The following is a 13,160-nucleotide window of genomic DNA, read 5'->3' as shown; positions in this document are numbered from 1 at the left end:
GCTAAATTCTCCTTATATTATAAGGTGGAAAGTTTGTTTTTTCCTACTTTTGCGGGTAAATTAGTGGTTGGAACCACTATAAAACAGAAATTTATGCAGAAAAACCTTGTCATTGTCGAGTCTCCGGCAAAAGCAAAAACCATTGAAAAGTTCCTAGGAAAAGACTATAAAGTCCTTTCCAGTTATGGTCATATACGCGATTTGAAGAAAAAAGAGTTCAGTATTGATATTGATAAAGATTTCAAACCGCATTATGAAATTCCGGAAGATAAGAAAAAGGTTGTGGAAGAATTGAAAGCCGAAGCCAAAGAAGCGGAAACCGTATGGTTGGCATCCGATGAGGACCGTGAGGGAGAAGCGATTGCATGGCATTTATACGAAGTGCTGAAACTGCAACCGGAACATACCAAGCGCATCGTCTTCCATGAAATCACTAAAAGCGCTATCTTAAAGGCCATCGAGCAACCACGTAATATTGACATCAATCTCGTAGATGCACAACAAGCACGCCGTATTTTAGACCGTATCGTAGGGTTTGAACTTTCGCCCGTGCTATGGAAAAAAGTGAAACCGGCACTTTCCGCCGGTCGTGTACAATCAGTATCCGTTCGCCTCATCGTAGAACGTGAGCGGGAGATACAAGCTTTTCAATCGGAAGCATCTTATCGGGTTACCGCCATATTCCTCGTACCCGATGCCGATGGCAAACTGGTTGAAATGAAAGCCGAATTGGCACGCCGTATCAAAACAAAAGCCGAAGCTCAAAAACTCCTGGAAAGTTGCCGATCAGCCACTTTCACCATCAATGATATTTCCACCCGCCCGCTGAAGAAAAGTCCTGCGGCTCCTTTTACGACATCTACCTTGCAACAAGAGGCCGCCCGTAAATTAGGATTTACAGTTGCACAAACCATGATGGTTGCCCAACGGTTGTACGAGTCGGGAAAGATTACCTATATGCGTACCGACTCCGTCAATCTTTCCGAGCTGGCTGTAAACAGCAGCAAATCAGTCATTGCCAGCATGATGGGAGAACGTTACGTATATCCGCGTCATTTCGCCACGAAGACCAAAGGCGCTCAAGAGGCTCACGAAGCCATTCGTCCTACCGACATGGAAAATGCTAAAATAGAAGGTAGTCCACAGGAACGAAAACTGTATGACTTGATATGGAAACGTACCATAGCCTCCCAAATGGCGGATGCGGAAGTTGAGAAGACTACCGTAAATATCAGCATCAGTAACGAGTCGGATACGTTCAATGCCACAGGAGAAGTTGTGAAATTTGACGGTTTTCTCCATGTATATCGCGAATCCATTGACGACGATGCGGAACAAGAAGATGAAACACACTTGTTGCCGCCTTTGAAGAAAGGACAGATTTTACAGAGCCAAAGCATTACTGCTACGGAACGCTTCACGCAGCATCCTCCCCGCTACACAGAAGCCAGTCTTGTACGCAAATTAGAGGAGTTGGGCATCGGCCGTCCTTCCACATACGCTCCTACCATTTCTACCATACAGCAACGCGGCTATGTGGAGAAAGGCGAAAAAACCGGAGAAGAACGTTCTTATAATATACTTTCATTACAAGACAGCAAGATTACAGACGTTATCCAAACAGAAATAACAGGAGCCGAGAAAGCTAAATTGATGCCTACCGATACAGGCACCGTAGTCAATGACTTCCTGATGGAATATTTTCCCAATATCCTTGACTATAACTTTACCGCCAGTGTTGAAAAACAATTTGACGAGATAGCCGAGGGAGAAAAGAAGTGGACAACTATTTTGGGCGACTTCTATAAGAGCTTCCACCCGTCCGTAGAAAATACGCTCGCTACCAAGAATGCCCATAAAGCCGGTGAACGTATCTTAGGCGAAGAACCGGGCAGCGGTAAGCAGGTATCTGTAAAAATCGGCCGCTTCGGTCCTGTTGTACAGATTGGCACTGCCGGTGACAATGAGAAGCCGCGTTTCGCACAACTCAAGAAAGAAATGTCCATTGAAACAATCACGCTGGAAGAAGCGCTAGACCTGTTTAAACTGCCTCGTACTTTAGGTGAGTATGAAGGTAAGGCGGTTACCATAGGAACCGGTCGCTTCGGACCTTATGTGTACAATAACGGAATGTACACTTCACTTCCAAAGACCATAGACCCCATGGAAATTACACTGGACGAAGCAATCCAACTTATCCAGAACAAAAAAGACGCCGAAGCTCAAAAACATCTCAAGAAATTTGATGAAGAACCGGAGCTGGAGATTCTGAATGGTCGCTATGGACCCTATATATCCTATAAAGGAAATAATTATAAAATTCCGAAAGATATTATTCCGCAGGATTTAAGCCTGGACGCATGCAGAGAAATCATCAAACTGCAAAGTGACCCGGACGCGCCGAAAGCCAAACGAGGTAAATATGCCAAGAAGAAAAAATAATGAGGTTATATTAAAAAAAGAAAAGCCCTCTCTACGAATCCGTAGAGAGGGCTTTTCATATAGAGTACTTTCAACTACATTCTGTCGGGTACTTCAATGCCAAGCAATCCCATTCCCAAACGTACCACCTTGGCTACGTTTTCGGATAAGGCAAGACGGAATATCTTCACCGCTTCATTCTCCTCACGCAAGATACTGAAATCATGATAGAACTGATTATATTCTTTCACAAGATCATAAGTATAGTTCGCAATCAGAGATGGACTGTAATCCTCGCCTGCTTGTTTCACAACAGTTGCAAAATCTGCAACCATCTGTATCAGACCTTCCTCTTTCTCACTCAATTCAATACCCGCGGGAAGTTGTGCAGGAACGGTGATGCCTGCCTCTTTCGCCTTGCGAAGAACGGATTGTATACGTGCATATGTATACTGGATGAACGGTCCTGTATTACCGTTGAAGTCAATGGATTCCTTAGGATTGAACGTCATGTTCTTGCGGGCGTCCACTTTCAATATAAAATATTTCAAAGCGCCCAAACCGACAATACGGGCAATATTATCAGCCTCTTCCTTGGTCAGGCCGTCTAGCTTACCCAATTCTCCGGAAGTCTCCTTAGCGGTATTAATCATTTCAGCCATTAAATCGTCAGCATCCACAACCGTACCCTCACGGCTCTTCATCTTACCTTCAGGCAGTTCCACCATACCGTAGGAGAAGTGAACCAGCCCCTTACCCCACTCAAAGCCCAACTTATCGAGCAAAATAGAGAGTACCTGAAAATGATAATTTTGTTCATTACCTACCACGTAAACCATCTTGTCAATGGGAAAATCGGCAAAACGCAATTTGGCCGTACCAATATCCTGTGTCATATAAACAGAAGTTCCGTCGGCACGGAGAAGCAATTTATGGTCAAGTCCTTCTCCGGTCAGGTCGGCCCATACGGAACCGTCCTCTTTGCGATAGAAGAAACCCTTCTCCAAGCCCTCCATAACTTTCTCCTTACCTTCCAGGTAGGTTTCCGACTCATAGTAAATCTTGTCGAAAGTAACTCCCATCATGCGGTAAGTCTCATCAAATCCTGCGTATACCCAGTCATTCATCTTTTTCCACAAAGCACGTACTTCAGGATCATTGGCTTCCCACTTCACCAGCATTTCACGCGCCTCTTTCATCAAAGGTGATTCAGCTTCCGCTCTGGTCTTGGCCTCTTCTTCGCTCAGACCTTCACTTTGGAACTTCGCCATCAACTCTTTGACTTCAGCCTTGTAATGCTTATCAAAAGCCACATAATAATCACCAATCAGATGATCACCTTTCTTTCCGGAAGACTCGGGAGTTTCACCGTTGCCATACTTCTGCCACGCCAACATCGACTTACAGATATGAATACCACGGTCATTCACAATATTTGTCTTTACCACTCTGTTGCCATTGGCCAAAATGATATTTGCCAATGCATTACCCAACAGGTTATTGCGGACATGGCCTAAATGGAGCGGCTTATTCGTATTGGGCGAAGAATATTCAATCATCACCAACGGGGACTTGTCGGTAACAGCGGCAATGCCATACTGTACATCCGCATGGATGCCATTCAGCAATTCAATCCATGCCGAAGAAGCGATAGTCAGGTTCAGGAACCCTTTGATAACATTGAATGCCGAAACCGAAGGCTCGTTTGCCTGCAGATATTCGCCAATCTCTTGTGCCGTCTGCTCCGGTCCTTTCTTAGACATGCGGAGAAAAGGGAAAACAACCAACGTAAGGTGTCCCTCAAATTCTTTCTTGGTTTTCTGCAACTGCACCTGTGCAGCAGGAACATCCTGTCCGTACAACGCTTTCAATCCGCTAATTACGGACGTTACCAATTTCTGTTCTATATTCATGATTCAAATGTATTTTCTGTGTGCAAAGATACGAACTATTTTTAATTCCATAAAAAAGGAGACGTTGTATGCGTCTCCTTTTCTCAAGTTTTATTTATGATCTATTTATTCGATAGTCAATTCCGAACCTGCTTTAAATTTAGCAACTTTCTTCGCCGCAATCTGAATAGGCTTCTTTGTTGCCGGATTGATACCAACGCGTCCGGCTCTCTCCATTACAGAAAAAGTACCAAAGCCAACCAATGCTACTTTATCACCTGCCTTTAATGCTTTTGTTACTGATGCGATGAATGCATCCAATGCTCTTTTTGAATCGGCCTTTGACAAACCGGCTTCAGCTGCCATTGCGCTAATAAGTTCTGACTTATTCATAATACAAATGATTAATTAATTGTTACACAAAAGAAAAATTCCAATGCTACTTCCTACAAAAATAGAGCAAAAATTCTGAATATCAAATAAAAACATTAAAAAAGGCCGGAAAAATAGAGAAAAAAAAGGAATAGGAGTTCCTTTTTCTGTTATAGAACAGAATTAATTCGTATTTTTGCCAAATAAAGCGAAAAAAACAGATTATGAATACTATACCGACAGTAACCAAAAACCTTTTAATTATCAATGTGCTGATGTTTCTCGGCACGCTTGTAGCCCAAAATTACGGCATCGATTTAAATAAGTACTTAGGCCTGCATTTCTTCCTTGCCGGAGATTTTAACGCAGCGCAACTGATTACTTACATGTTCATGCACGGCGGATTTACCCATTTGTTCTTCAATATGTTTGCAGTATGGATGTTCGGCCGTATACTCGAACAGGTATGGGGACCGAAGCGTTTCCTGTTCTATTACCTCGCATGCGGTATCGGCGCAGGAATTATTCAAGAGCTCGTACAGTACATTCATTACGAAACGGTACTTTCCGCATACGACAGTGTCAACACCGGATATTCCGTCATTCCCATGGAAGAATATCTCAATATGATGACTACCGTCGGAGCTTCCGGAGCCGTCTATGCCATCTTGCTGGGATTCGGTATGCTGTTCCCCAACCAGCCCTTATTCATCTTTCCGTTACCGTTCCCCATCAAAGCCAAATATTTCGTTATCGGATACGCCTTGATAGAACTGTTCTCGGGACTTGCCAACAATCCGGGCGATAATGTGGCGCACTTTGCACACTTGGGCGGTATGATATTCGGCTTCATACTAATAATGTATTGGAGAAAAAAGAACAGAGGAAATGGCTACTATTATAACTGATTTAAAAGAATCATTCCGTAGAGGAACCATCTACATACAGCTGATTTATATCAATGTGGGAGTATTCATCCTTACTACATTGACAGAAGTTATATTGCAACTTTTCAACCGGAGCCTCGACGGAGCATTTGAATGGCTGGAACTGCCTGCTTCACTACCCCGCTTCATAACCCAGCCTTGGTCTATCCTGACGTATATGTTTATGCACGCGGGAGTAATGCATATCCTTTTCAATATGCTTTGGCTGTACTGGTTCGGTGCTTTGTTCCTAAGTTTCTTCTCCGCGAAACATTTACGGGGCGTATATATCTTGGGCGGAATCTGTGGCGGACTGCTTTATATGGCAGCCTACAATATCTTCCCCTACTTCCGTCCGATGACGGAATACTCCTTCATGCTGGGAGCATCGGCATCCGTACTCGCTGTCGTGGCAGCTACCGCCTATCGGGAACCTAACTATCCGATACGTCTTTTCCTTTTTGGAACAATACGCTTGAAATATCTGGCTTTGATTGTTATCGGAACGGACTTATTATTCATCACATCCAGTAACGCCGGCGGACACATCGCTCATTTAGGCGGAGCGTTGGCGGGGCTGTGGTTTGCAGCCAGCCTTAGCAAAGGCGCAGATATCACCGTATGGATTAACAAGTCTCTGGATGCCGTCAGTTTTTTGTTCAGCTCCAAACCCCGCAAACCTAAGATGAAAGTTCACTATGGAACTGACAAACAGAAAGATTATAACTATAATGCCCGAAAAAAAGCTCAATCCGATGAAATAGACCGTATCCTCGACAAACTGAAAAAGTCCGGATATGAAAGTCTGACAACAGAAGAAAAGAAGAGCTTGTTCGATGCAAGTAAACGATAATGTACGTATGAAGCATTTCGGTAATTTTATCGCTCTCCTGATTTTAGCGATCAATGCTTTATTCACGGGCCTTTTGCTATTAGTAGCATACAGTCCTTACATCCAACCGGTAACTCATCCGGTACAATCTTGTTTTGGGCTGACTTTTCCCATTTTTGCACTTATCAACGGCGCTTTCCTGATTTTTTGGTTGGTTATACAACGATACAAAACGGCTTTATTGCCGTTAATCGGTTTTTTATTGTGTTATTCGCAACTACGGACATATCTTCCCCTCAATTTTCATACCGCCAATCCACCCGAAGAAAGTATAAAATTCCTTTCTTACAACATCATGGGGTTCAACGGCGCCGTTAAAAAAGACGGAAAGAATCCGATACTGACATATCTGAAAGAGAGCAACGCCGACATCCTCTGCCTGCAGGAGTATGCATCCGATGAATCTCCCCGTCGCCTCACACAGAAGGATATAGAACGAGAATTAAAAGATTACCCTTACCATCGCATCAGTGTTGTAGGCAGCGGCAGCGGTTATACCAACAAGATAGCCTGCTATTCCAAATTCCCTATTCTATCCGCACGTGTTTTAAACTACCCGAGCGGTTATAATGGTTCCGTACTGTACGAACTCAAACTGAATGAAGACACGATTACCCTTATCAACAATCACTTGGAGTCCAACAAACTGACAAAAGCCGACAAAGACATTTATGAAGACATATTGAAAGCTCCCGAAAAGGAGAAAGTGAAAAGCGGCGCGCGATTGTTGGTACATAAACTGGCAGAAGCCTCTGCTATCCGCGCTCCACAGGCAGATACCATCGCACGGGAAATCGCATCTTCCCGGTATCCGTCCGTCATCGTCTGCGGAGATTTCAATGATACCCCCATTTCGTACGCTCACCGTGTCATAGCGCAAAATCTGGATGATGCTTTCACCCAATCAGGGCGCGGACTGGGAATTTCCTACAACCAGAATAAGTTCTATTTTCGGATAGACAATATATTAATCAGCAAAAACCTACAGTCCTATAACTGTACCGTAGACCGTTCCATAAAGGAATCCGATCACTATCCAATATGGTGTTATATAGCCAAACGGCAATGAGTTTCTTTACAAAATGAAATTATTAATAAACTACTCAATATCTAATACTCTGACTTTATGTTTAAAAGAAGTATTCTAATTTTAGCTGCAAGTTGTATGATGTACTCCTGTGCTACCCAAACGGAAAGTAATCCGTTCCTCACCGAGTTTCAAACCCCGAACGGTGTTCCACCCTTTGATAAAATCAAACTGGAGCACTACGAGCCTGCATTCCTTAAAGGAATAGAAGAACAAAATACCAATATCCAGGCTATTATCGACAATGCCGAAGTACCGAACTTTGAAAATGTAATCGTTGCTTTGGACAACAGTTCCCCCATACTCAACCGGGTAAGCGCCATTTTCTTCAACATGACGGATGCCGAAACCAGTGATGCCCTGAACGAACTTTCTATAAAGCTCGCTCCAGTACTGTCCGAGCATGGAGACAATATTTCGCTTAACCAAGAGTTATTCAATAAAGTAAAAGCTGTTTATCAGAAGAAAGATTCTTTAGGCCTGACAACCGAACAACAAAGACTTTTGGACAAAACGTATAAAGGCTTTGTACGCTCCGGTGCCAATCTTTCTGCCGAAAAGCAAGCCCGCCTACGCGAAGTAAATAAACTACTTTCTACACTGGGTATCACTTTCAGCAACAATATTCTGAATGAAAACAACGAGTTTATGCTTTTTGTAGACAAGCAAGAAGACCTTGCCGGACTTCCCGAATGGTTCTGCCAAAGCGCCGCCGAAGAAGCAAAAGCTGCCGGTCAGGAGGGTAAATGGTTGTTCACATTGCATAACGCCAGCCGTATCCCGTTCCTGCAATATTCCGCTAACCGCCCGTTACGCGAGAAGATATATAAAGCTTACATCAACCGAGGCAATAATAACGACAAAAACGACAATAAAAAAATCATTACCGACATCGTCAGCCTGCGTTTGGAAAAAGCCCGTCTGTTAGGTTTCGACTGTTACTCCAACTTCGTATTGGACAATACCATGGCTAAAAACTCGACCACAGTAATGGAATTCCTGAACAACCTGTGGGGGTATGCCCTGCCTAAAGCCAAAGCCGAAGCTGCCGAACTCCAGAAATTAATGGATAAAGAGGGTAAGGGCGAAAAACTGGAAGCCTGGGACTGGTGGTATTACACCGAAAAACTACGTAAAGAAAAATACGACCTTGAAGAAGACCAAATCAAGCCTTATTTTAAATTAGAGAACGTACGCGAGGGAGCCTTTGCCGTTGCCAACAAACTATACGGAATCACACTGACAAAACTCAACGATATCCCTGTCTATCACCCCGATGTAGAAGTATTTGAAGTAAAAGATGCAGACGGATCGCAGCTGGGTATCTTCTATGTAGACTACTTCCCGCGTCCCGGCAAAAGTGGCGGAGCATGGATGAGCAACTATCGTGAGCAAAAAGGCGGCATCCGTCCGTTAGTATGCAACGTAGCCAGCTTCACCAAACCCGTTGGTGACACCCCTTCCCTGCTCACAATGGATGAAGTGGAAACCCTTTTTCATGAATTCGGCCATGGGCTGCACGGACTGTTGACCAAATGTAACTATCTGGGCGTTTCCGGTACAAATGTAGTGCGCGACTTTGTAGAACTTCCGTCACAGATCAACGAACACTGGGCTACCGAACCCGAAGTTCTGAAAATGTACGCCAAACATTACCAAACCGGTGAAGTCATTCCCGACAATCTCATCGAAAAGATTCTGAAACAAAAAACTTTCAACCAAGGTTTCATGACTACCGAGTTGCTGGCTGCCGCTATTCTCGATATGAATCTGCATAACCTGACAGACACGAAAGACATAGATGTTGTGGCCTATGAAAAAGAAGCCATGGATAAACTCGGATTAATCTCCGAAATAGTTCCCCGCTACCGTACCACCTACTTCAATCATATCATAGGCGGTTATGCAGCAGGCTATTACAGCTATCTGTGGGCGAACGTACTGGATAATGACGCTTTTGAAGCATTCAAAGAACATGGCATTTTTGACAAGACGACCGCCGACCTTTTCCGCCATAATGTTTTGGAAAAAGGAGACAGCGAAGATCCGATGACGCTCTACAAGAATTTCAGAGGGGCAGAGCCTCAATTAGAGCCGATGTTAAAAAATCGCGGTATGAAGTAAGAATTGTGAAAAAAAAGCTATATTTGCAGCCTTATATACAATAGAAATCAATTAAAAAGTAATCATAATAAACTAAAAGTAACATGCAAAACAAAGGATTTGTAAGGGTTTTTGCGATATTGCTCACATTGGTATGTGTGTTCTATCTCTCCTTCTCTTTTGTGACTCGCCACTATACAAATAAGGCAAAAGAGTTCGCAAAAGGCGATGTGAAAGTGGAACAAGACTACCTCGATTCTCTGTCAAACGAGAAGGTGTGGTTCGGCAATTGGACGCTGAAACAATGTCGTGAAATGGAGATCAGTTTAGGTTTGGACTTGAAGGGCGGTATGAACGTCATTCTTGAAGTGTCAGTACCCGATGTTATCAAAGCATTGGCGGACAACAAGTCTGACGAAGCATTCAACCAAGCGTTGGCAACTGCCGCCAAACAGGCTACTACCAGCCAGGACGACGTTATCACGTTGTTCATCAGAGAGTATCACAAAATAGCTCCGGGCGCTTCACTCTCACAACTGTTCGCTACCCAGCAATTAAAGGACAAGGTAAACCAGAAATCTTCCGACGCAGAAGTTGAGAAAGTATTGCGCGAAGAAGTAAAGGCAGCCGTTGACAACTCATTCAACGTACTCCGTACCCGTATTGACCGTTTCGGTGTGGTTCAGCCCAACATCCAGAGTCTGGAAGACAAAATGGGACGTATCATGGTGGAACTTCCGGGTATCAAAGAGCCGGAACGTGTAAGAAAATTGTTACAAGGTTCCGCCAATCTGGAATTTTGGGAAACATACAATGCAAAAGACGTTGCTCCGTATTTGCAATCAACTGACGCCAAGTTGCGTGCAATTTTGGCAACTACAGAAGACGCTGAAGAAGTTACAGACAGCGTAGCAGCTGAAGCTCCTGCCGTAGCGCAAGCTACCAGTACAGCCGACAGCCTTGCCGCAGCACTGAAAGGTGAAAGCAAAGCACAAGCTGCCGATCTGGAGCAAATTAAGAAAGAACATCCGTTGCTGGCAGTTCTTCAGGTAAATCCCAGCGGCCAAGGCCCTGTTGTAGGTTATGCAAACTACAAGGATACAGCTGACATCAACAAATACCTCTCCATGCCGGAGGTTCAGGCTGAAATGCCGAAAGACCTGCGCTTGAAGTGGGGTGTTTCTCCTTATGAATACGACCCGAAAGCCCAGACTTTTGAATTGTATGCAATCAAGTCTACCGAACGTAGCGGACGCGCCCCATTGGAAGGTGATGTAGTTGTAAACGCCAAAGACGAATACGACCACTATGGTAAACCTGCCGTAAGTATGTCCATGAATACGGATGGTGCACGACGTTGGGCGCAACTTACCAAACAAAATGTAGGTAAAGCCATCGCTATTGTATTGGACGGTTATGTGTACTCTGCACCGAACGTAAACCAGGAAATTACCGGCGGTAATTCACAAATCACCGGCCACTTCACTCCCGAACAGGCGAAAGACTTGGCGAACGTATTGAAATCAGGTAAGATGCCGGCTCCCGCCCACATCGTACAGGAAGACATCGTAGGCCCGTCTTTGGGACAAGCATCTATCAACGCCGGTATCATGTCATTCGTCGTGGCATTGATTCTGTTGATGGTTTACATGTGTACCATGTATGGTTTGATTCCGGGTATGGTCGCCAACGGCGCTCTGGTATTGAACATGTTCTTCACATTGGGTATCCTTTCATCTTTCCAAGCCGCGCTAACCATGTCCGGTATTGCCGGTATGGTGCTGTCACTCGGTATGGCTGTAGATGCCAACGTATTGATTTACGAACGTACCAAAGAAGAATTACGTGCGGGTAAGGGCGTTAAGAAAGCACTTGCCGATGGTTATGCAAATGCCTTCTCTGCAATCTTCGACTCCAACTTGACATCTATCATTACAGGTATTATCCTGTTCAACTTCGGTACCGGACCTATCCGTGGTTTCGCTACTACATTGATTATCGGTATCCTGATTTCATTCTTTACCGCAGTGTTCATGACGCGTTTGTTCTACGAGCACTTCATGAGCAAAGACAAATTGCTGAACCTGACATTCTCTACGGGTATTTCCAAAAACCTGATGGCAAATGTACACTTCGATTTCATGGGCAGAAACAAACTCTGGATGACGTTGACAGGTATAGGTGTTGTAGTTTGCATCGCATTCCTCAGCATGCGCGGTTTAAGCCAAAGTATCGACTTTACCGGTGGACGTAACTTTAAGGTACAGTTCGAAAACAAAGTAGAGCCCGAACAAGTACGCGAACTGATTGCCAGCAAGTTCGGTGACGCCAACGTCAGTGTTATCGCCATCGGTGCAGACGGCAAGACTGTGCGTATCAGCACCAACTACCGTATTGAAGAAGAAGGCAATAACATCGACTCGGAAATCGAAGCCTATCTGTATGAAACGCTAAAACCGTTGTTGACTCAGAATATTACACTGGAAACATTCATCGACCGTGAGAATCATACGGGCGGCAGTATCATCAGTTCACAAAAAGTAGGTCCAAGTATTGCAGACGACATCAAGGTATCAGCCATTTGGTCTGTTGTGCTGGCTTTGATAGCCATCGGCCTGTACATCTTGCTTCGTTTCCGTAATATTGCCTACTCTATCGGTTCCGTATGCGCATTGGCTTGCGACACGATTATCATTTTGGGTGCATATTCCATGTTCTGGGGTATTCTTCCGTTCTCTCTGGAAATCGACCAGACATTTATCGGCGCTATCCTGACGGCTATCGGTTACTCAATCAATGATAAGGTGGTAATCTTCGACCGTGTACGCGAATTCTTCGGTCTGTATCCGAAACGCAACAAGAAAGTACTGTTCAACGACTCACTGAACACAACTTTGGCACGTACCATCAATACTTCATTGAGTACATTGATCGTATTGCTGTGTATCTTCATCCTCGGTGGTGACTCTATCCGCAGCTTCGCATTCGCAATGATTCTGGGTGTTGTATTCGGTACATTGTCTTCTCTGTTCGTTGCATCTCCTATCGCTTATATGCTGATGAAGAACAAGAAAGATACAGAAGAAGAAGCATAAACTTTCATATAATTAAGGTTATATAAATAAGAAAAGAGGAAGTCTCGCAAGAGGTTTCCTCTTTTTTTGATATATACATCTATTCCCAAGAGATGGCTTATTCTCCAAAATGCAGAAGAGAGAAAGGATAAGCAATCAATCCGTTCAGTTTATCAGTAATAAACTGGGAGTTTATTTTTTTATAACTCAATATCTGTTCCTTGCTCATATTCTGTCAGATAGTCTGCATAGTCGTCTTCATTTTGTACGCAGAACTCGAAATTCTCATAAAGTTCCCCATATCCCCGCGGATAAACAGCAAAGACAATCAGCCGCCCATCCTACTCCAAAACACCTTCTGAAGTGGGGGTATCTCAGTATACGACCAAGGTA

At 44.1% G+C, this 13,160-nt stretch carries 8 protein-coding genes; 6 read left to right on the top strand and 2 right to left on the bottom strand.

Annotation, left to right across the window (positions count from 1 at the left end):
* Window positions 1-93 precede the first annotated feature (93 nt).
* Window positions 94-2,442, top strand: a complete 2,349-nt coding sequence (gene topA / locus BUB52_RS10840) for a type I DNA topoisomerase (protein ID WP_039950861.1) — start codon at window positions 94-96, stop codon at window positions 2,440-2,442.
* A 74-nt stretch (window positions 2,443-2,516) separates the two neighbouring features.
* On the opposite strand, the gene argS is transcribed toward topA, so the two are convergent.
* Window positions 2,517-4,334, bottom strand: a complete 1,818-nt coding sequence (gene argS / locus BUB52_RS10835) for an arginine--tRNA ligase (RefSeq protein WP_009122173.1) — start codon at window positions 4,332-4,334, stop codon at window positions 2,517-2,519.
* Between the two features lie 105 nt (window positions 4,335-4,439).
* Entirely contained in the window at window positions 4,440-4,706 is a 267-nt protein-coding gene (locus BUB52_RS10830; protein ID WP_009122172.1) for an HU family DNA-binding protein, read from the bottom strand.
* Between the two features lie 203 nt (window positions 4,707-4,909).
* Here BUB52_RS10830 and BUB52_RS10825 point away from each other — a divergent pair, with 203 nt between their 5' ends.
* The 5 genes from BUB52_RS10825 to secDF all read left to right on the top strand — a co-directional run bounded on the left by BUB52_RS10825 (window position 4,910) and on the right by secDF (window position 12,788).
* A complete protein-coding gene (locus BUB52_RS10825) occupies window positions 4,910-5,593 on the top strand; it encodes a rhomboid family intramembrane serine protease (RefSeq protein ID WP_009122171.1) in 684 nt (227 codons plus the stop codon).
* Entirely contained in the window at window positions 5,574-6,464 is an 891-nt protein-coding gene (locus tag BUB52_RS10820; RefSeq protein ID WP_009122170.1) for a rhomboid family protein, read from the top strand. The genes BUB52_RS10825 and BUB52_RS10820 overlap by 20 nt, the downstream gene beginning before the upstream one ends.
* Window positions 6,465-6,471: 7 nt before the next feature.
* Window positions 6,472-7,572 (top strand): endonuclease/exonuclease/phosphatase family protein, encoded by a 1,101-nt coding sequence (locus BUB52_RS10815; RefSeq protein ID WP_039950859.1) that lies wholly within the window; start codon window positions 6,472-6,474, stop codon window positions 7,570-7,572.
* A gap of 57 nt (window positions 7,573-7,629) precedes the next feature.
* A complete protein-coding gene (locus BUB52_RS10810) occupies window positions 7,630-9,714 on the top strand; it encodes a M3 family metallopeptidase (RefSeq protein ID WP_009122168.1) in 2,085 nt (694 codons plus the stop codon).
* Between the two features lie 83 nt (window positions 9,715-9,797).
* The gene (secDF, locus tag BUB52_RS10805; RefSeq protein ID WP_009122167.1) at window positions 9,798-12,788 is read left to right on the top strand and encodes a protein translocase subunit SecDF; all 2,991 of its coding nucleotides are present in this window, start codon (window positions 9,798-9,800) and stop codon (window positions 12,786-12,788) included.
* Window positions 12,789-13,160: the final 372 nt, after the last annotated feature.

Source organism: Bacteroides clarus YIT 12056, from assembly GCF_900129655.1.
GTDB classification, from domain to species: Bacteria; Bacteroidota; Bacteroidia; order Bacteroidales; family Bacteroidaceae; genus Bacteroides; species Bacteroides clarus.
The sequence above is the reverse complement of the archived record's forward strand: the minus strand, read 5'-3'. Positions and strand labels throughout refer to the sequence as shown.